This window comes from Clostridium sp. C8-1-8 (assembly GCF_009928445.1).
GTDB lineage: Bacteria > Bacillota > Clostridia > Clostridiales > Clostridiaceae > Clostridium_AR.
The window spans coordinates 60,238-80,152 of record NZ_JAABNO010000004.1; the positions used below are offsets into that span (position 1 = coordinate 60,238).

At 31.3% G+C, this 19,915-nt stretch carries 20 protein-coding genes; 14 read left to right on the forward strand and 6 right to left on the reverse strand.

Features of this window, described 5'->3' with window-relative positions; all coding sequences use genetic code 11:
• Positions 1-2 precede the first annotated feature (2 nt).
• A complete protein-coding gene (locus tag GXK57_RS05775) occupies positions 3-824 on the reverse strand; it encodes an MBL fold metallo-hydrolase (protein WP_160672848.1) in 822 nt (273 codons plus the stop codon).
• A gap of 231 nt (positions 825-1,055) precedes the next feature.
• Between GXK57_RS05775 and GXK57_RS05780 the strand changes: the two genes are divergently transcribed.
• The 12 genes from GXK57_RS05780 to GXK57_RS05835 all read left to right on the forward strand — a co-directional run bounded on the left by GXK57_RS05780 (position 1,056) and on the right by GXK57_RS05835 (position 13,740).
• Positions 1,056-1,892: a hypothetical protein gene (locus tag GXK57_RS05780; protein WP_160672851.1), complete on the forward strand. Its 837-nt coding sequence runs from the start codon at positions 1,056-1,058 to the stop codon at positions 1,890-1,892.
• Between the two features lie 8 nt (positions 1,893-1,900).
• A complete protein-coding gene (locus tag GXK57_RS05785) occupies positions 1,901-2,695 on the forward strand; it encodes a sugar phosphate isomerase/epimerase (protein ID WP_160673485.1) in 795 nt (264 codons plus the stop codon).
• A gap of 131 nt (positions 2,696-2,826) precedes the next feature.
• A complete protein-coding gene (tig, locus tag GXK57_RS05790; RefSeq protein WP_160672854.1) occupies positions 2,827-4,119 on the forward strand; it encodes a trigger factor in 1,293 nt (430 codons plus the stop codon).
• Between the two features lie 304 nt (positions 4,120-4,423).
• Positions 4,424-5,026, forward strand: a complete 603-nt coding sequence (gene clpP, locus GXK57_RS05795; RefSeq protein WP_128214837.1) for an ATP-dependent Clp endopeptidase proteolytic subunit ClpP — start codon at positions 4,424-4,426, stop codon at positions 5,024-5,026.
• Positions 5,027-5,058: 32 nt separating this feature from the next.
• Positions 5,059-6,354, forward strand: a complete 1,296-nt coding sequence (gene clpX / locus GXK57_RS05800) for an ATP-dependent Clp protease ATP-binding subunit ClpX (RefSeq protein ID WP_160672857.1) — start codon at positions 5,059-5,061, stop codon at positions 6,352-6,354.
• A gap of 433 nt (positions 6,355-6,787) precedes the next feature.
• Positions 6,788-8,470 (forward strand): ATP-dependent protease LonB, encoded by a 1,683-nt coding sequence (lonB, locus tag GXK57_RS05805; RefSeq protein ID WP_160672860.1) that lies wholly within the window; start codon positions 6,788-6,790, stop codon positions 8,468-8,470.
• 130 nt (positions 8,471-8,600) lie between these two features.
• A complete protein-coding gene (lon, locus tag GXK57_RS05810; RefSeq protein WP_160672863.1) occupies positions 8,601-10,949 on the forward strand; it encodes an endopeptidase La in 2,349 nt (782 codons plus the stop codon).
• The gene (gene yihA, locus GXK57_RS05815) at positions 10,939-11,553 is read left to right on the forward strand and encodes a ribosome biogenesis GTP-binding protein YihA/YsxC (protein ID WP_160672866.1); all 615 of its coding nucleotides are present in this window, start codon (positions 10,939-10,941) and stop codon (positions 11,551-11,553) included. The genes lon and yihA overlap by 11 nt, the downstream gene beginning before the upstream one ends.
• A 455-nt stretch (positions 11,554-12,008) precedes the next feature.
• Entirely contained in the window at positions 12,009-12,461 is a 453-nt protein-coding gene (locus GXK57_RS05820) for a hypothetical protein (RefSeq protein ID WP_160672869.1), read from the forward strand.
• Between the two features lie 51 nt (positions 12,462-12,512).
• Positions 12,513-12,812: a hypothetical protein gene (locus GXK57_RS05825; protein WP_160672872.1), complete on the forward strand. Its 300-nt coding sequence runs from the start codon at positions 12,513-12,515 to the stop codon at positions 12,810-12,812.
• Positions 12,813-12,852: 40 nt separating this feature from the next.
• Positions 12,853-13,092: a hypothetical protein gene (locus GXK57_RS05830; RefSeq protein ID WP_160672875.1), complete on the forward strand. Its 240-nt coding sequence runs from the start codon at positions 12,853-12,855 to the stop codon at positions 13,090-13,092.
• A 102-nt stretch (positions 13,093-13,194) separates the two neighbouring features.
• Positions 13,195-13,740 (forward strand): hypothetical protein, encoded by a 546-nt coding sequence (locus GXK57_RS05835; protein ID WP_160672878.1) that lies wholly within the window; start codon positions 13,195-13,197, stop codon positions 13,738-13,740.
• A 140-nt stretch (positions 13,741-13,880) separates the two neighbouring features.
• On the opposite strand, the gene GXK57_RS05840 is transcribed toward GXK57_RS05835, so the two are convergent.
• The gene (locus GXK57_RS05840) at positions 13,881-14,828 is read right to left on the reverse strand and encodes a VCBS repeat-containing protein (RefSeq protein WP_160672881.1); all 948 of its coding nucleotides are present in this window, start codon (positions 14,826-14,828) and stop codon (positions 13,881-13,883) included.
• A gap of 87 nt (positions 14,829-14,915) precedes the next feature.
• On the opposite strand from GXK57_RS05840, the gene GXK57_RS05845 reads away from it, so the two are divergent.
• On the forward strand, positions 14,916-16,151 hold the full coding sequence (locus GXK57_RS05845; protein WP_160672884.1) for an ABC transporter substrate-binding protein: 1,236 nt from the start codon (positions 14,916-14,918) through the stop codon (positions 16,149-16,151).
• Positions 16,152-16,171: 20 nt separating this feature from the next.
• Here the strand turns inward: GXK57_RS05845 and GXK57_RS05850 are convergent, their stop codons facing one another.
• The 4 genes from GXK57_RS05850 to GXK57_RS05865 form a co-directional block, all read right to left on the reverse strand.
• On the reverse strand, positions 16,172-16,585 hold the full coding sequence (locus GXK57_RS05850) for a Fur family transcriptional regulator (protein WP_160672887.1): 414 nt from the start codon (positions 16,583-16,585) through the stop codon (positions 16,172-16,174).
• A gap of 355 nt (positions 16,586-16,940) precedes the next feature.
• The gene (locus tag GXK57_RS05855) at positions 16,941-17,441 is read right to left on the reverse strand and encodes a hypothetical protein (RefSeq protein WP_160672890.1); all 501 of its coding nucleotides are present in this window, start codon (positions 17,439-17,441) and stop codon (positions 16,941-16,943) included.
• A gap of 25 nt (positions 17,442-17,466) precedes the next feature.
• Entirely contained in the window at positions 17,467-18,078 is a 612-nt protein-coding gene (locus GXK57_RS05860) for a DnaJ domain-containing protein (RefSeq protein WP_160672893.1), read from the reverse strand.
• Positions 18,071-18,982 carry a DUF5685 family protein gene (locus GXK57_RS05865; protein ID WP_160672896.1) on the reverse strand — a complete coding sequence of 304 codons (912 nt, stop codon included), beginning with the start codon at positions 18,980-18,982 and terminating at the stop codon, positions 18,071-18,073. Before GXK57_RS05865 ends, GXK57_RS05860 begins: the two co-directional genes overlap by 8 nt.
• A 304-nt stretch (positions 18,983-19,286) precedes the next feature.
• Here GXK57_RS05865 and GXK57_RS05870 point away from each other — a divergent pair, with 304 nt between their 5' ends.
• The gene (locus GXK57_RS05870; protein ID WP_160672899.1) at positions 19,287-19,631 is read left to right on the forward strand and encodes a hypothetical protein; all 345 of its coding nucleotides are present in this window, start codon (positions 19,287-19,289) and stop codon (positions 19,629-19,631) included.
• The last annotated feature ends 284 nt before the right edge of the window (positions 19,632-19,915 follow it).

Here is a 19,915-nt window from a genome sequence, read left to right on the forward strand (position 1 = left end):
AGCTAATCTTCGTTTTTTACTAATTCAATTATTTCTAAATCTGTTGGTACAATTAAATTGTCACTGAAAAAATATCTTCCTTCAGCACAGTAGTACTCAGGTTTACAATGATAATTTTTGTCTTCCGTATGAATTAAAATAAGATTCTTAATATTTAAATTTCTTCCGTTTTCACAGGCTTCTTTTACTGTAGTATGATGTTTTTCATAAGGGTTAAATAGGTGTTTTTCTTCAAATAAACAAAATGCCTCATGCATCATATAGTCAGAGTCAATACAATGCTCTTTAAGACATGCTTTATATGGTTCATCTCCTATGAAGGTGAAGGTTATACCTTCGCTGTCTTTAAGTTTAAAACCATATTGAAGACGTTTGGCACTATTTATATCAAAAAAAGTAATATTGAAGTCTATAATATTCTTTTCTTCATTATCTTTTACAGGTATGAATAATATTCTGTCGTCAAAGAACTTGGTAAATTTACTTTCTAGCATTAGAAGACAAATTTGTTTAGCAACTGATAGAACATCTGGATGACCGAAAAAGTTCAGGTTTCCAGAATATTTATCTGTATTTATGGCTTGAGCAACAGCTCTAACAATCCAAGTTATCCCAGCTATATGATCATTATGTGTGTGTGATAAAAATATATTATGTATTTTTGAAATAGGGATATTAAGCTTTTCTAAATTGGTAAGTAAGGTGTTTCCACCTCCAGTATCAACTAGTAAGTGCTCCCCTGCCAAATTAGAAATTGTAAAACACGTATTGTAGCACTTGGTTACCATAGCACTACCAGTGCCTAAAATGTGCAATTTCGTCATGGTGACCTCCAATCATAATTAGGTAAGTTATAGTCTATTATACATTAAGATATGAATTTTTACAAAAATTATTATTAATTTTGCTGTCATTAAGGTATAATATATATGGTTCCTTAAAGACTTACAATAAAGATAAAGGAAATATGAATTATCAATTATCAATTATATTAATATAATGCCTTTTTATAATAATAAAATAAAAAAGACTAAATCAACTAGGAGGTAATAATATTGGGAAAACCTAGTATATTCAGTAAGGAATATCAAAAAAGGATGAAAAGAAGAAAGAGGATAGTATCAACTTTAATTGTATTATTAATTGTGGCAGTTGCAGCAGTTTTAGTATCTACTAAAATGAACTTTAGTACTAATATAAAAAACAAGGTTGTAGCTATCTTTGCTAATAAGAGCAGTAAGGATAAAGTTCAGAAGGATAAGGAAACAGCATCTCAATTAAAAAATGATAAAGAAAAAGATAATAGTAAACAATCCGATGCTCTTGCCAAAGATGATAAAAAACAAGATGACAGTAAAGACGATAAGTATATAGAAGTTACACTTTCTAGTGGGGCTGTATCAAAGGCTTTTTATGATGAGGTTTCAGGTACAAAAAAGTTTAAGTTACTAGATCCTATAGATAATGGAGTATCCTTTGATATAAGTCCATCTCAAACTTCTATTTTAATAAACGAAACAAATACACAGCAGATAAAAGTAGTAGATGGAAGTGGTCAGATAAAGGATGTTACAAAACCTAATTATACAACAAAGGATGGAAGAGCCTTCGCAAGAGAGACCATATTAAAACAGTATCAAGGGTATTTGTGGTCTGTAAATGCTAAGTTTATAGATGATAGTCATGTGGCATATGTGAGTCAACTTCCATGGTTTGGAGTTCCAGATCTTTATTCTTATATATGGGTAGTAGATATAAATACTGGAGAACACAAAGCTGTAATGACTACAAAATCAAAGAATTTAACGATAACTAGTCTAGCAGCTGATGGTTTACACGTAAAAGCTGATGATGGTGATAAGGTTATTCCTATTCAGCAGCTTATAGGGTAATTGTAATGATGAAGATTGGTATGTCTTCTGCTTGTTTGTATCCAAATGTAAATGCAGAAGATAGCGTTAAAGTTATGAAAGATATGGGGTTTGCTCAAGGTGAGTTGTTTTTAAACACATTTTCCGAATATGAAGAAGAATTTGTACTTAAAATAAAAGAAAAATGTGTAGAGAATGATTTTTATGTTAATTCTGTTCATATATGCAGCAGTATGGTGGAACCTTTTTTATTTGATTCATATACTAGAAGGCGAAACGATATGATGAAGGTTTTCAAGAAGGTTTGCAAGGCTATAAGTCTATTAGGTGGTAACAAAATATATACTTTCCACGGAATGAGAAAAGTTGAGGCTTCGCAGCTAGATTATGATTTGATAATAGACATGTACAATAGACTTACCTATAGTTCACAAGAAAATGGTGTTAAGCTAGCTCAAGAAAATGTATCCTGGTGTATGTCTTCAGATATAAGATATTTGGAAATGCTAAGAGAAAGAGTTAGATATCCTTTATACTATACTCTAGATTTAAAGCAAGGTTATAAAGCTAATGTGGAACCAGAACAATACATTGATGTAATGGAAGATAGATTGTGTAATTTTCATATAAATGATAAAAGTCAGTATGAAAGTTGTATGCTGCCAGGTAAAGGCGATATAGATTACAATAAAATTTTTAAAAGATTAATTGATATAAAATATAAAGGTATGGCAATAATTGAGGTATATAGTGATAATTACTCATCTTATAGTGAAATAAATGAAAGCAAAAACTACTTGGATAAACTTATAAGAAGTTTATAAAAATAACCATTGTAGAAGTTAATGGGTCTTTTAGATAATTATATAAATAAATGTTTGTAAATAAAAGAAGTAATGTGTTATAATATCTTAGTCTAAAGACGATTAGTACACTTTTTAGGAGGAATTTTATAATGGACGTTAAAATGGAAAAAATAGAAGCAAATATAGTTAAATTTGAAGTTAAGGTTGAGGCTAAGAAATTCGATGAAGCTTTAAATAAAGCCTACAAAAAAAATATAAAAAAATTCAATGTTCCAGGATTTAGAAAAGGTAAGGCACCAATGAACATAGTAAAGCAATACTATGGGGTAGGAGCATTACTTGAAGATGCTATAAACATTGCTATAGATGAAACATATCCAGAAGTTTTAAGTACTAACAACATAAAACCAGTAGACTATCCTAAGATAGATGTTTTAGAAGTTGGAGAAGGTCAAGATTTAGTTTATACAGCAGAGGTTACTACTTATCCAGAAGTAGAACTTGGAGAATACAAGGGCTTAGAAGTTAAGAAAGTTTCTTACGAAGTTTCAGAAGAAGAAGTTGAAAGACAATTAAAAGCAATGCAAGAAAAGAATGCTAGAATAGAAACAAAGACTGAAGGAACTGTTGAAAAAGGAAACATAGTAACAATAGATTTCAAAGGATTTGTAGATGGAATAGCTTTTGAAGGTGGAGAAGCAACTGATTACTCTCTTGAGATAGGTTCAGGTACATTTATAGATACATTTGAGGATCAATTAGTAGGTGCAACAATTGGAGAAAAGAAAGATGTAAATGTAACTTTCCCAGAAAACTATGGTAAAGAAGATTTAAATGGAAAGCCAGCAGTATTTGAAGTTACTGTTAAGGAAATAAAGGTTAAAGAACTTCCAGCATTAGATGATGAATTTGCTAAAGAAGTGTCAGAATTCGATACTATAGAAGAAGTTAAAGCTGATATAAGAAAGAAGATAGCTGATTCTAACGAAGATAGAGCTAAGAAGGAATTTGAAGAAGCTGTAGTAACTGCGGCTGTTGACAATGCAAAAGTAGAAGTACCAGCAATAATGGTAGACAGAGAAGTAGAAACTATGGTTAAGGATCTTGAAAACAGACTTGGATATCAAGGATTAACTCTTGATCAATACTATGAATTCACTGGAAGCAGTGAAGAACAAATGAAAACATACATGCAAGAAAGTGCAGTTAAAAAGGTAAAAACTGATTTAGTTTTAGATAAGATAGCTGCAGTTGAAGCTATAGATGCTACAGAAGATGAAAAGAAAGCTAAGGCAATTGAATTAGCTAAGATGTATGGAGCTGGAGAAGATGAAAAAATGGCAGAAATGCTACTAAAGGCTCAAGAACAAGTTATAAGATTAGATGTTGTTACTGAAAAAACAATTAATTTATTAGTAGAAAATACTAAAGTAACTGAATAATATATTGTGTAAAATGGATTGCCAGAAGAAATTCTGGCAATCATTTTAAATATATAATCTTCAAAATTTATTAGCTAGGATTAAATACACTTATTTTAATTTTGATAAAATTTTAAATTTATTGGGTAAGTTGCATAAGATATAAGGGAATATCTTAATATTTGAATTAAACATTAATTTTTGTTGCAACTTATATATATATTGATTAACAAATGATAAAATATTTTATATAATTTAATTATAATAAAATATCAAAATAGGATATATTATAAATAGAGTATTTTGAATTGAAGGAGGATTGAAAATGAGTTTAGTTCCTATGGTAATTGAACAAACAAACAGAGGAGAAAGAAGTTACGATATATTTTCGAGACTTTTAAAGGATAGGATTATTATGCTTAATGGAGAAGTAAATGATACTTCTGCTAGCTTGATAGTAGCACAATTATTATTCCTTGAAAGTGAGGATCCAGATAAAGATATTTATTTATACATAAATAGTCCAGGAGGATCTATTACATCCGGAATGGCTATATATGATACAATGCAATATATAAAATCTGATGTAGCGACTATATGTGTTGGTATGGCTGCTTCAATGGGATCATTCCTTCTTTCATCTGGGGCAAAAGGAAAGAGATTTGCTTTGCCAAACAGTGAAATAATGATTCATCAGCCACTTGGTGGGTTCCAAGGCCAAGCAACAGATATTGATATACATGCTAGAAGAATACTAAAGATAAAAGATAATTTAAACCAAATACTAAGTGAGAATACTGGCAAACCATTAGAAAAAATCAAAGCTGACGTTGAAAGAGATTACTTTATGAGTGCTGACGAAGCAGCAGAGTATGGATTGGTTGATAAAGTTATAAGAAAAAATGAAGAGGTGAAAAATAAAGAATAGTTTCTTTGTTTGACCTTAGTGAGGTGTAGTTAATGGCTAAATACGAAGACAAAAAGCAGTTAAGATGCTCCTTCTGTGGTAAAAACCAAGATCAGGTTAAAAGACTGATTGCTGGACCAGGCGTATATATATGTGATGAATGTATTGAATTATGTTCTGAAATTATAGCAGATGAATTTGAAGAAAGCATTCAATTTGACTCAACTAGCTTGCCAAAGCCTGTAGAGATAAAGAATTACTTAGATCAATATGTTATAGGCCAAGAAGCGGCTAAAAAGGCACTTTCAGTTGCAGTTTACAATCATTACAAGAGAATAAACTCCAATGAAGCAGATGATGATATAGAATTGCAAAAGAGTAATATACTTCTTTTAGGTCCTACAGGATCAGGTAAAACACTGCTTGCTCAAACCTTGGCAAAGTTTCTAAATGTTCCATTTGCTATAGCAGATGCGACTACATTAACTGAGGCAGGATATGTTGGAGAAGATGTAGAAAATATCTTATTGAAGCTTATTCAAAATGCTGATTATGATGTTGAAAGAGCTGAAAAAGGTATTATATATATTGATGAAGTTGATAAAATAGCTAGAAAGTCAGAAAATCCATCAATAACAAGAGATGTTTCTGGAGAAGGTGTTCAACAAGCTTTATTAAAGATACTTGAAGGCACAGTAGCTTCAGTTCCTCCACAAGGCGGAAGAAAACATCCTCACCAAGAATTTATACAGATAAATACTAGCAATATATTATTTATTTGCGGTGGAGCTTTTGATGGTATTGATAAGATAATAGAAAAGAGAACAAGTAAGAGTGCTATTGGCTTTGGTGCTAATGTTAAATCTAAAGAACAAAAGGATATAGGTAAATTATTAAAAGATATAATGCCTGGTGATCTTTTAAAGTTTGGATTGATACCAGAGTTTGTAGGTAGATTGCCGATAGTAGTTACTTTAGAATCACTTGATAAAGGTGCTCTAGTAAATATACTAACCACACCAAAAAATGCTCTAGTAAAGCAATATAAGAAGTTATTTGAGTTAGACAATGTTGATCTAGAGTTTAATAATCAAGCATTAGATGCAATTGCTGATGAAGCGATAAAGAGAAATACTGGTGCTAGAGGTCTTAGGGCTATAGTAGAAGAAATGATGACTAATATAATGTTTGATATCCCTTCACAAGATAATATACTTAAAGTAACGGTAACTGAAGATTCAGTTAAGGATAAGAAGGAACCAGAAATTACTTTAGTTGCAGAAGGTGAAACAAGGCCAGTATTAAAGAGTAAAAAATCTAAACCTAAAAAAGGTATAGAATCTGCATAACATGACTGACGACTTAGTTCGTCAGTCTTTTTTATTCTTTAGTAAATTATATTTTATATAAAGCTGTGCATAACTATGTGTATATGGGTTAAATGCATATATTGGAGAAAGAATGAAAAAAGAGAAATTATATCGTCTACCAGATTTTCCTCATATGAATTTGGAAAGGCAAATGCGGAAAAAAATTCACTAAAGAAGGTCGCTTTAGTGGATTTTTTACTGTTAAGGAAAGTACAAAGTTTTTTCTTATCTAAAACTAGAAATATCAATGTTTAGATTAGCTGTTTAGGTCGAACAGTAAAAAATGTCGTTTAAAATATTTTTGAAATTCGAAAAATAAATACTTATATACCATTATATGGGTTATATTCTATGTTTTATATGAGCATAATACAAAATAGGAAATTAGAAAGTAGTAAGGTGGCGATAATAAATGACCAATATTCTTATTTTGTTGCAGGTGATTATGCTTGTTTTACTTTTTATCTATATGATAAATAATTCTAGTAATCAGAGGACAAATAAATTAGTAATAGATAAAGAGAACCATAAGGAACTAGACAAACTTAATAAATTAAGAGCGATAAAACTTACTCAACCGTTAACAGAGAAAAGTAGACCTAAAAACTTTGAAGAAATAATAGGGCAGGAAAAGGGTATTAAGGCCTTGAAAGCCGCTTTATGTGGTGCTAACCCACAGCATGTTATAATATATGGTCCTCCAGGAGTTGGAAAGACAGCTGCAGCAAGGTTAGTTCTTGAAGAAGCTAAAAAGAGTAATAACTCACCGTTTAGAGATTTGGCAAAGTTTGTGGAGATAGATGCTACAACTCTTAGGTTTGATGAAAGAGGAATAGCAGATCCATTAATTGGTTCTGTTCATGATCCTATATATCAGGGAGCTGGTACCTTAGGGGTAGCTGGAATACCTCAACCAAAGCCAGGTGCTGTTACTAAGGCGCATGGTGGGGTATTGTTTATCGATGAGATAGGAGAGTTACATCCTATACAACTCAATAAGCTTTTAAAGGTATTGGAAGATAGAAAAGTATTTTTAGACAGTGCGTATTATAGTTCTGAAGATCCCAATATGCCTACTTACATTAAGGAGGTATTTGAAAAAGGATTGCCAGCTGATTTTAGACTAATAGGGGCTACTACACGTAGTCCAGAAGAGATAGTGCCAGCGATTAGATCTAGATGTGTCGAAATATTTTTTAGAGCTTTAGTACCAGAGGAAATTAAACAAATAGCAGACAATGCTGTAAAAAAAGTAGGCCTTGGAATATGTAGTAATGGATTAGATATAGTAAGTAGGTACTGTTCCAATGGTAGAGAAGTGGTTAACTTAATTCAACTATGTTCAGGATTAGCTATAAATGAAGGCAGAACTATAATAAATGAAGAAGATATAGAATGGGTAGTTGAGAACGGACAGTATTCCTTAAGACCTGAAAAGATGGTTGGAACTAAACCTAAGGTTGGAGTGGTAAATGGATTGGCTGTTTATGGTGCTAATATGGGTACTGTAATAGAGATTGAAGCTAGTGCTAAGAAAGTTATAGGCAGAAAGGGTAGCCTAAAGATTACTGGCATTATTGAAGAAGAAGAAATATCATCTTCTAACAGAAAGGTGAAGAGAAAGAGTACTGCTTATTGTTCGGTAGAAAACGTACTAACAGTACTAAATAATAATTTTGATATAGAGTGTGAAAATTATGATATTCATATAAATTTTCTAGGTGGTGTACCAATCGATGGTCCTTCAGCAGGTATAAGTATAGCAACTGCAGTGTATAGTGCTGTAAAAAATATACCTATTAACAATCAGGTGGCAATGACAGGAGAGATTTCTCTGCAGGGTCTAGTGAAGCCTATAGGTGGAGTAAATGCAAAGGTATCTGCAGCTCAAAAGGCTGGTGCTAAGATTGTAATAGTTCCAAGTGAAAATTATAGTCAGTCCTTTGAGGCTTTAGAGGGGATAAAAGTTAAGGCGGTAGATAATATCATTGAGGTAATAAACTTGGCATTGGTCAATATATGTGATAAAATAAGTAGTAATGCTCCTACAGAGCAATCAGTAGAAGTTTTATCTGCAAGATCACTAAATAATTGATATAAGTGCTGCTGATATCAGCAGCACTTATTGTGTTAAAAATCAATACTAATATTTATTGAAAAATAGCCATATAATGTGTATACTAAATAGGTCTAATTGATAAAATTAATTTGTGGAGGGGAGAAGCATGAATAAAGAGATAAAAGTTCTTCCTTTAATTCCTCTTAGAGGAATAACCATTTTTCCAAACATGGTTATTCATTTTGATGTAGGTAGAGAGAAATCCATTGCTGCTTTAGAAGAAGCGATGTTAAATAATCAGCAAATTTTCCTTGCGACTCAAAAGGATGCTAAGATTGAAGAACCAGTAAAAGAGGATATATATGAAGTAGGAACACTTTGTACAATTAAACAACTTCTGAAACTACCAGGAGAGACTATAAGAGTATTGGTGGAAGGTGTTAATAGAGGAAAAATACTTTCTCTAAGCGATGATGATAAGTACTTTACAATAGAAGCTGAGATATATACTGAGGATGAAGAAGATACATTAAGTGAAAAGGTTAAATTAGAGTTAGAAGCACTTACAAGATCACTTAAGGATGAATTTAGTGACTATTTAAGTTTATCAGGGAATACTTCTTCGGATATAATTATCTCATTGGATGACATTGAGAATCCTGCTAGATTAGCGGATGTTGTAGCATCATATTTATTGCTAAAACAAGAAGTTAGACAAGAAATATTAGAAACTTTTGATATTAAAAAGAGATTAGAAAAATTAATTGTAATTGTTAAGAATGAGATTGAAGTTCTAAAGATAGAGAAGAAAATCGGTTATAAAGTAAAGAAAAAGATGGATAAACTTCAGAAGGAATACTATCTTAGAGAACAACTTAAAGTTATACAAGAAGAGCTAGGCGAAGATGATGAGGATAGAAAAGAAGTTGAAGCTTATGAGAGTAAAATCAAAAAGCTTAAACTTCCTAAAGAAGCTAAAGAAAAAGCTTTATATGAGCTTTCTAGACTTAAAACTTCAGGAAGCTATTCCTCCGAAGGAAATATAATAAGAACCTATTTGGATTGGATTTTAGATTTACCTTGGAGCAAGCAAACCAAAGATAACGTAGATATCAAGAAGGCAAGAGAAGTTCTTCAAGAAGATCACTATGGATTAGAGGACGTTAAAGAAAGAATTATAGAATATCTTTCTGTTAAAAAGGTAAGTAATACTTTGAAGGGACCTATTATATGTTTAGTTGGACCTCCAGGAGTTGGTAAGACATCCATTGCTAGAAGTGTAGCTAAGGCTCTCAATAGGAACTTTGTAAGAATGTCCTTAGGTGGTGTAAGAGATGAAGCTGAGATAAGAGGTCATAGAAGAACTTATGTTGGTGCAATACCTGGAAGAATTATATATGGAATGAAGCAAGCTAAGTCAATGAATCCTTTATTTTTATTAGATGAAATAGATAAAATGGCAAATGACTTTAAAGGCGATCCTGCAGATGCACTTTTAGAAGTGTTGGATGCAGAGCAAAATTCTACTTTTAGAGACAATTATCTAGAAGTAGAGATGGACTTATCAAATGTTATGTTTTTAACTACTGCAAATTCTTTAGATACAATTCCTAGACCTCTTCTAGATAGAATGGAGGTTATAGAAGTATCTGGGTACACATATGAAGAGAAATATCATATAGTGAAAAAATATCTTATTCCTAAGCAATTAGAAGAACATGGCATAAAGAATAATGAGATAAAGATAAGTGATAATTCTGTAAAGCTTATTATAGAAGGTTACACAAGAGAATCAGGTGTAAGAAGTCTTGAGAGAAGAGTAGGAAGCATAATAAGAAAAGCAATAAAAGATATGATGGAAAAAGAAAAAACAAGTGTATTAGTAACTCCAACGGTAGTAGAAAAATATTTAGGACCTAAGGTATTTAACTATGATAAAGTAGATAAAGCAGATAAAGTTGGAGTAGTTACTGGAATGGCTTGGACTGCATATGGCGGAGACACACTGCCAGTAGAGGTTATGGTAATGGACGGAACTGGTAAGCTAGAGCTAACCGGCCAGCTTGGTGATGTTATGAAGGAATCAGCTAGAGCAGGATATACCTATGTTAGAGCTAATGCTAAAAGACTTAATATAGAAGATGATTTCTATAAATCAAAGGATATTCATATACATGTTCCAGAAGGTGCTGTACCTAAAGATGGTCCATCTGCAGGAGTGACTATGATAACTGCATTGGTATCTGCGCTTTCTAACAAAAAGGTTAAGAGTAACGTAGCGATGACTGGAGAGATAACTCTTACAGGAAGAGTTCTTCCTATTGGAGGATTAAAAGAGAAGAGTTTAGCAGCTTATAGAGCTGGAATAGATACAGTAATAGTTCCTAAGGAAAATGAAAAAGATATATTAAAAATACCACAAAGTATAAAGGGTAAGCTTAATTTTATACTTGCTGAAAAAGTAGATACAGTACTGGAAAATGCATTGGTTGGAGCTGATAAAAATGAAGATTAAGAACTCAGAGTTTATTACTTCCGCAGTTAGAAGGGAGCAATATCCTACAGATGAGAGAATAGAAGTTGCTTTCGTAGGGAGATCAAATGTCGGTAAGTCATCAATAATAAATTCTATAACTAATAGGAGAGGACTTGCAAAGGTAAGTCAAACTCCTGGGAAAACTAGACTTATAAACTTTTTTCTCATAAATAATGATTTTTACTTGGTAGACTTGCCTGGATATGGCTATGCAAAGGTATCAAAGACTGAGAAGGCTAGTTGGGGAAAGATAATTGAGACATATCTTAGCTCAAGATTACAGTTGAAAAGAGTTGTACTTTTAGTTGATTGTAGACACAAGCCTACAGAAGATGATATTATGATGCATGAATGGATAAAGCACTACGGGTATGATGTTTTAGTTATAGCTACTAAAAGCGATAAATTATCTAAAAATGAACTTAGAAAAAGCGAAAAAGTAATAAGAGATACTTTGAAGTTAGCTCAAGAAGATAAGTTATATTATTTCTCTTCATTAAATAAAGTTGGAAGAGATGAGCTAGTGGATTCAATATTTGACGATATTATACTTAAAGATGATGAGCAGCCAAAAGAATCCTAATATGTTAAATTACTAAGCTTACAAAGTTAATAAAAAGACATTAAATCACTTGAAGATTTAATGTCTTTTTTTATTGTATAGAAAAATATAAAGGAAATTTTATTCACCTGTTAGATTTCACTTATGTACATTGGGAAAGGCAGATGTAAAAAAAATCTTACTGAAGAAGATCGCTTCAGTGACTTTTTTAGACGCTAAAAAACTGAACTTGTTGGGATGAAGTGGTACATCCTTAGGTACATATTTAGCATAATTTCATATCTTAAAATTATACCGATTCTTATCGATTCGCAACTGGAGAAAAAATATTAGAAAGAATGAATAATTAATATAGTAAAATAATATATTCTCTCCTGACGAATTATATTCCTAAAAACAGTGTCAAATTGGAATTGGTAGAATAGTATATATTATAAATCCAAATAAATCCATTTTAACAAGAAGGAGGAAGATTTATGGAACTAAATGAAATCCTAAATGGATTAACAGGCGGCAATGATAACTGTAATGATAACTGTGGAACAGGTAATAGAGGGTTTGGAGGATCTGGAATCTGGATAATATTCTTACTACTAATCTTCTGTGGATGCGGAAACGGTGGGAATTATGGTGGAGGCAATGGTGGTTATGGAGCAATAAACCCTTGCTGCTGCAATGTTAAGAAAACTAAACATGGATGCTGTAAGCAAACCTGTTATTATCCACAACAAAATCCATGCTGTGGCGGAGGATATCCTGGATACGGCGGAGGATATGGTGGATATGGCCTAGGCGGTGGATGTGGCTTTGGTGGCTACGGTTCAAACTGGCTATGGTTCTTAATTATAATCCTATTCTTTGTATGTGGAGGATGGGGCAGAGGTAACAACTGTGGATGCAACGATAACAACACATGCGTAAACGACTAATAAACAATGAAATACTAAAGTATAAAAAAATGATGATAGGAGGATTTTGATATGTCAAAGAGAAAATGCTGCTGTGACCCATGCTGTAACCCATATGGTGGTGGATACCCAATGCCAATGTACGGTGGTGGATATGGTCCTGGAATCGGTGGATTTGGTGGAGGATCTAGCTGTGGAGGCTTCGGTGGAAGTCCTTGTACAATAGCTATACTACTATTAATATTCCAGTATTCTGGATTACTATGCAACAATAAGGGATTTCTTCTAATACTATTATTCTTATTATGTGGCTGCGGTGGCTTCGGTGGTAACAGAGGCGGAGCTGGATTCTTCCAACCAAGATGCTGCTAAAACCATAAGTTAACAATGCTAGGGAAAGGAGCTTTAAGATATGTGTAATAGTTGTTGCAACTATGGATATCCTGTATTTGGTCCCCAGTATGGTTATTATCCAAATGGAAGAAGTGGAAGTTATAATGGATGTGGTTGGCTAATAGCTTTCATTATCTTATGGATTTCCGGAGTATTATGTAATAAAAATGGGTTCATACTATTCTTATTATTCTGGCTATGCAGCTCAGGTAGAGGCTGCAATACACCATACGGTGGCTATGGATATGGCTATCGCTAGAATATAGATTGGAGGGCTTTATGCCCTCCAAAAAAATATATTATTTTATTCTTAAGCAAATTTTATATAATACATACACAGTAATTAATTGGAGGGAGTATTATGCCAAAGCATAGACATAGAGGCAGAAACGAGAACCTTGGTGGCATGAATAACATGGGACCCATGGGAAACATGGGAAACATGGGGAATATGAACAACATGAATAATATGAACAACATGAGTAATATGAATAATATGGGACCTATGGGGAACATTATGAATAGTATGATGGGATCAATGGGAAGCATGAACCCATTAAGTTTTCTTACAGGAGGATTGCCATTTCCTTTTAGCATGAATCCTCAAATGTCTGAAATGTTTAATAATATAGATCTTAATAATTTATCATCCCTATTTTCATCCATGTCACCTGAAGGATTTGATTTAAACAATTTAGGTTCTATGTTTAACTCTTTTAATGGTGGAAGCAACAATGGAGGATTTAATAGCAATCAAACACAGTATAGTGGGCCTGTTAATTTTTCAGGTGGTGAAGATGGTAACATATCTATGTTAAGAGCAGTAAGAAGTTTTGTAGATCCAGCTAGAGCTAGATTTATTGATAGAGTTATAGAAATGTACCAATCTGGTGAAATAGAATATTAAAATAATAAATATGTATAAAAAAAGCAAACTAGTCAATAATAATAAATGTAGTTAGGAGAAATCTCCTATAGCTAAATGAAGACTGTCTTCATTAAAGCTAAAACCCCCCATCCCCCTTTTGGGTCGCGAAAGCGACCCTTTTAATTTTTCTGTATTTTTATAGAATTTATTTTAAATTTATCATCTTCTTTCATTACATTGATTTTTAATTTTACTTGAGTAGGATCACCAATACCTTGAGCCATAACTTTTTTAAAATTTAAAGTCCACTGTATTTCTCTTGGAGAACCTTTCTCATCCCATTTTGTATCATTGAAGAGTGCATCTTGAAATTCATAAATATAATCTTTCTTGTCAAGTTTCCAAATGAGAGACATACTATCACTATCTATATCTGAAGTGAAGACATCATAAGTGTTATCTAGTTCACCTGAACTTTCAATCATGTCAATAAAAAGTAGTACATTTTGAAGACCAGGTATTGTTAAGCTATCAGAACTAACTTTTTTTAGAGAATCTTTTATTAGTATATACTGAGAGGTATCCTTATTACTGCTTTTTAAATTCATGGATATAAGCTTAGGGGTCTTGTTGTTTTTAGAGTCTAATATACCAAAGACATTATTTGATCCAAAGTAAATATCTCTATATTCTCCACTAGAGTAGTAAAATATATGCTGAATTGGAACTTTGTCTTGGGAAGCTTGGACTAGTATCTCTGGTATTTTATCTCTAGAAAGATCTATTAGAGAAACACTCATAGGCCAAAAACTTGAGTATGTTCCAACGGTTCCGATCTTTTTGTCAGGGTCTAAAAAAATTGTTTTTCCTAAGCTATGAACTTCCATATAATATTTATTGCTTTGCGTAGATATATATAAGATATCATCCTTACCATCACCGTTTAAGTCTTTTTTTATAGCCTTTTCATTTGTTACTAAAGTATTAGTTGATACAGCTTGGTCATCTTGTGGCCTAGACTTTAACGTAAAAAAAATAAATATAGTTATCATAATCAAAATAGTGATTAAGATAAAGGTTAAGATATAGAAAAATTTCTTATTCATAAGTACTATGGTTCTTTTCATTTTATCACCTCGTTAAAATTATATGAAACAAACATAGAATAAATTAATTTACACAAAATATTATTAAGTTATTTTAGGAGGTGTAATATGAAAAAGCTGAAGAATATTATTTCTATTGCTTTGCTAGTAGCTTTAAGCTTTACGTTTCTCATAAGTTGCTCAAAAAGTAAATCTGAATCAAGCGGTAAACTTAGTATATTGATTGAGAATAATGCTTCGCAGGATGTGGATGGAATAAATACATTGATTGCAAACTATAAAAAGGATCATCCAAAAATAGAAATAAAAATTGAAAACATGACAGAGCAAGATAAGATAGAGAAGGTCACATCTGAAAAGTCAGATTATGATGTTCTGATCTGTGAGAGAAACCTTATGATAAGTATGGCTAGGCAAGGAAATATAGCAGATATATCTAGTAGTATAGGAAATAATAAGGTTATAGATAAGTTTTATGGTATTGTTTCAACCTATGGAAGGGTAGATAACAAATATTTTGGTATGGGAATTATACCATATTCCATGAATTTTATATATAATAGGGAACAAGCAACTGGTATTGGAGGAAATCCAGATGATATTAACTTGACGGCATTACTAAAGATAGCTAAAGATAAGAATATGAAGATACCAGTGGCTTTACCAAAAGATATGGATATATCTTTAGCAATTGCTTCAATAGTAGCCGATAATATGATTAATGAAGCTGATTTAGAAAAAAACTTTGATATAGGTGAAGAGAAATATAAGAACTTTTCGCAGATGCAGCAAGTGTTTAGCTATATGAATACTCTATATAAAGACTATGGTATTAATACTGATAAGTTTGTAGCGAGTGATAGTAGTATAGTAAAAAAGGTAGAGAGTGGAGAAGTCCCTTTTGCATTTGTTACTTCATTAAGTTCAAAAGAATTAAGTGAGAGTAAGAAAATTGGAGTTGCCAATAGCAATCTTATGGAGAGTTTGAAGATAAATCCTCCGGTGATAATTGATCATATAGTATGTCAACTACAAAATGCTAAGAATAAGGATGAAGTTGCTAGATTTATAGATTATTTATCTGATGATAAGGCATATGAAAGTCTAGCGGCAGAAGGAATAATAACCGGCAATAGAAGTGCAAACTCTAAGCTAAAGGAAGTACAATCTCAGATGCTTTGGCCAATAACTGTTGCAAATGAAAATAACATAGTGTTTTATCATAATCTGCCATATAAAATGAAACCTACCTTAATAGAGCAGACAAAAAGTATATTAAATGGTGGATATAGTGGTAACGAGTGGCAGAATATTCTTTCTAAAACTTATTCAAAAGAAAAATAAAGCTACTTATTTAAGTAGCTTTATTTTTCTTGACATTCCTGACAAATACCATAGAAATAAACTTTGTTAGAAAGAACTTTGTATTTGCTATGATTTTCAGCTTCTTTATTAAGCCCGCTTAGATCTAACTGATCTAAATCATCAACTCTTCCACAATTGACGCATTGAATATGTGGATGAGGAGTAGAAAAAGCATCGTATCTGAAATTTCCTTCGCCCACGTTAATCTCTTGTACTAAACCAACCTCAACTAGAGTTTTCAAAGCTTTGTAAACAGTGGCTAAACTCATAGTAGGATAGTCAGCTTGAAGTGCTTTATATATAACTTCTGCAGAAGGATGTTCCTTAGTGCCTTTTAAGTATTTATATACAGCAATTCTTTGAGGTGTTAGCTTTAATTTTTTTTCTCTAAAGATACTTGTTATATTATCCATTTTCACCATCCTCAATATTGTGATATCTATATTATATAATAATTATTATTAACTGTCAAATACTACTACTTACCACTTGCGAAAAAAGTAAAAAAATATTTTTTAATAAACTCTTGTAATAGTAATCTGTATCTGTTAAAATATAAACGAAGTTGTTAATTAATTAACAAATTTCAAGTCCATGTTCATTTTCTATTTATCCTTAAGAACAGTTTTACTGTTCTTTTATTTTTTTGCTTTAAAATAATATTGTATAAAAGAAAAGGCATCAAAAGATATAAAAAAACGTCATATTTTGAATATGACGTTTTTATTGCTTATTAAGTATTAATTTATATATAACTGTTTTCTCAAACTACAAGTTTTTATTGTGGAATTTTCTTATATAAGCGGTTATTGCGATAGTTAATGCATAATCAAATACAAGAAAGCCTACTTGAGCTCCTATAATAAGAAGCCATACTGGTACTTTCTTCATAGCATCAGTGATTAAAAACACACTATATAGTTTATAGATTACAAAAAAGCATAGATTGAAGAATATTATTTTTAAAACATACTCTATTAATATAGAATTAATACGTTCTATATAATATTTTATAAATCCATAGGACCCAAAGAATATTATATATAAAAAAGCAGTAAGTTTATTTGCTAGAAGTAAAGCTAAAATAGACGTTGAAACGTAAATTAAAACTGATGTTGATATGGAAGTGGCCATGATTGATATTGGAATCAAAATTGATGCCAAAGCAATAAAAGCTAATCTATTTGTAGGTAAGACACCAGACAAATATAAGAATATAACTGATAGGGCTGTAAATATACCCCCTTTTGCCATATGACTTGCTTTCATATAACAGCTCTCCTTTTCCTATAGCTTAGCAACAACCAATTAAATCTCCACCAAAGCATTCACATAAACTATCAAGACACCATAATTGCATGCAGCATTCAAAAGCATCATTATTCCTACTTGTTCTATAGTAGGACTGTCTATAATTATTATTTCTTGAAGATACTCTATTTAGAGTGTCTCTATACTCCCCGTTATTCGGATCTAAAGAGCAAGCTTGCTGAAGAAAGCTGTAAGCAGAGTCCATATGACCTTTTTGAAGCATAACTATACCATATAGGTAATTCCACTCTGCATCACGCATTTTCATAGCGTTTAACTTGTATTCTGCATCTGAAACTCTTCCAGAAGCCAGGTCTCTACGAATTTCAGCATAGTTTGCATTGTATGATCCGTTGGAAGATGTATTACTACTATCATACCCAGAGTAGTTGTTTTTATAGTTGCTCTTTACATTTTTAAGAAGGTAATCATAAGCTTCGTTTAATTCCCTCATTTTATCTTCTGCTAAATCTTTTAAGGGATTATTGCCATATTGATCGGGATGATATTTTTTTGCAAGCTCTCTATAAGCTTTCTTTATCTCTTCTTCTGAGGCGCCTTCTTTAAGTCCAAGTACTTCGTAAGGATTATTCATAAAATGTCCTCCTGTCAGTTGAATTATTGTCTTCATATTTTTTTATTACGGAATCTAACTTATCCATCAATCCGAGTTTTAGAATATTGTCTAATATTTCATTATTTTTGGTAACATTTAGCTCCATAAATGAATTATAACACTGAGATGCATAGCTTAAAAGAGAAAACTCTGCTCTTTGTAGTATGCTATGATAAAATTCATGAAAACTTAAGTTTTTATCATTAAGACAATTATTAAACACATTAAATTTTTTCTTTTCCATATCTTCTTTAAGATCATCTAAAGCATCTATTAGATAAATCCATTTACCAAGATTATATCCTAGATTGTACAAGTTATCCCTTAATATTTGGGAGTCATTTATAAATTCACCAGGAAATTTTCGCATAAGTTCTCCAGTAAGATTACCAAAAGGATGAGCAATTTCATCTAATGTATAATTGGTATGATTTAATTCCTTATAGGTTAGATCGTTAAGTTCAGTATTTATGATTTCATTAATAGTAGAATATTTTTTAGAAAATAAGTTTTTACTGTTAACGAACATTACGGACATTAATTTAGCTTTTAAGCTTTTATCATCATTTATATCATCTACTAGTTTATAGTAAAATAGTGCAACATTTATATGTGCAGAATAATCTAATGCAGAACTATTTTTTAATATTATTTTCTTTTGAGTGGGATGAAGTGCACAGACGATCCTATTATAATCATTTTCTTCTTTAATTAAAGCATCAAGTAAGATAGATAAAAAGGTCATATCATAATTAAGTGATATTCTAGGCATATTGCCATAAATCGATTTTATAGAGTGGCATAAGCCGCAATAATAGGATTTAAATCTTTCATAGTCTTTTACTTTAAGCTCCATCCTGTAGGGTAAAACATATCCAAACAAATATCTACACTCCTTAGTCTTTACTCTTTGGCAAACTTATACTATTAAACAAATTTGTGAAAAGTATATTTTAATATAATAATTGTAGCAAACAAATCAGATTATATATATTTGCTGAATCAAAATAAAAAACAATTACCAAGTTAATTGGCCTTAACAACTAATGTCATTATAGTAATAGTTTATCTATAATATATAATTAAATAAAGAATATAGTCAATAACCTTTACTAAAAGATGCTAAAGTGATAAACTTAACTTTAGTAGCGGAAGTCATATATTTTATTTTAAGGAGGGACTGAAATATGGCAAAATATAAAATTGGTGATGAGTTACTTATCATTAATGACCCAAACGAAGAAAAAGATAGACTTAAGGATCTTACTAAATTAAGTATAGATGGTGACTATGCACAGATATCATGGGGACTAAAAGTAATTAAGGTAGAATATGAGAAACCTTATGTTACATTGACATATAGAAATGCCAATGGCGAGCTAAACAAAGTATTTGCAGAATGTCGTGATGTAGAGAACTTTGATCAAGAAAAAGTACTTGAAAAAGCATTACTTAAAGCATTCCAAAACGAAATTATAAATATAAGTGTTACTAAAAATACTATACACCCTGAATGCAGATACAACAGATAGTAATTAAGGTTTATTAGGAATTTTTTAATTAATGATAATATCTACAAAAGAAGATGTGAAAACATCTTCTTTTTTGTTGTTTATGAAATTATAAATGTTTTGCTAGAAAAAAACTAGTGATTTAAAGGACTTAGATAAGCTGTTTGCTATAAAAAGTAAAAAAATGTAGCCTGCCAGATTTTTCTCATATATATTGGCAAAGTAAGATAGGCAAAAAGATTATTTTTTATATACTATAAAAAAATGAAGCAACTGTTACCTGTCGAAACTCCTTAAGTGTATTT

Excerpts from the sequence above, each read along its gene's own strand:
- yihA (WP_160672866.1), top strand. The coding sequence starts at position 10,939 with ATGAAGATTAAGAACTCAGAGTTTATTACTTCCGCAGTTAGAAGGGAG.
- GXK57_RS05840 (WP_160672881.1), bottom strand. The coding sequence starts at position 14,828 with ATGAAAAGAACCATAGTACTTATGAATAAGAAATTTTTCTATATCTTA.
- clpP (WP_128214837.1), top strand. The coding sequence starts at position 4,424 with ATGAGTTTAGTTCCTATGGTAATTGAACAAACAAACAGAGGAGAAAGA.
- clpX (WP_160672857.1), top strand. The coding sequence starts at position 5,059 with ATGGCTAAATACGAAGACAAAAAGCAGTTAAGATGCTCCTTCTGTGGT.
- GXK57_RS05850 (WP_160672887.1), bottom strand. The coding sequence starts at position 16,585 with ATGGATAATATAACAAGTATCTTTAGAGAAAAAAAATTAAAGCTAACA.
- GXK57_RS05845 (WP_160672884.1), top strand. The coding sequence starts at position 14,916 with ATGAAAAAGCTGAAGAATATTATTTCTATTGCTTTGCTAGTAGCTTTA.
- GXK57_RS05855 (WP_160672890.1), bottom strand. The coding sequence starts at position 17,441 with ATGAAAGCAAGTCATATGGCAAAAGGGGGTATATTTACAGCCCTATCA.
- GXK57_RS05870 (WP_160672899.1), top strand. The coding sequence starts at position 19,287 with ATGGCAAAATATAAAATTGGTGATGAGTTACTTATCATTAATGACCCA.
- GXK57_RS05860 (WP_160672893.1), bottom strand. The coding sequence starts at position 18,078 with ATGAATAATCCTTACGAAGTACTTGGACTTAAAGAAGGCGCCTCAGAA.
- lon (WP_160672863.1), top strand. The coding sequence starts at position 8,601 with ATGAATAAAGAGATAAAAGTTCTTCCTTTAATTCCTCTTAGAGGAATA.
- GXK57_RS05820 (WP_160672869.1), top strand. The coding sequence starts at position 12,009 with ATGGAACTAAATGAAATCCTAAATGGATTAACAGGCGGCAATGATAAC.
- GXK57_RS05785 (WP_160673485.1), top strand. The coding sequence starts at position 1,901 with ATGAAGATTGGTATGTCTTCTGCTTGTTTGTATCCAAATGTAAATGCA.
- tig (WP_160672854.1), top strand. The coding sequence starts at position 2,827 with ATGGACGTTAAAATGGAAAAAATAGAAGCAAATATAGTTAAATTTGAA.
- GXK57_RS05830 (WP_160672875.1), top strand. The coding sequence starts at position 12,853 with ATGTGTAATAGTTGTTGCAACTATGGATATCCTGTATTTGGTCCCCAG.
- lonB (WP_160672860.1), top strand. The coding sequence starts at position 6,788 with ATGACCAATATTCTTATTTTGTTGCAGGTGATTATGCTTGTTTTACTT.
- GXK57_RS05775 (WP_160672848.1), bottom strand. The coding sequence starts at position 824 with ATGACGAAATTGCACATTTTAGGCACTGGTAGTGCTATGGTAACCAAG.
- GXK57_RS05825 (WP_160672872.1), top strand. The coding sequence starts at position 12,513 with ATGTCAAAGAGAAAATGCTGCTGTGACCCATGCTGTAACCCATATGGT.
- GXK57_RS05835 (WP_160672878.1), top strand. The coding sequence starts at position 13,195 with ATGCCAAAGCATAGACATAGAGGCAGAAACGAGAACCTTGGTGGCATG.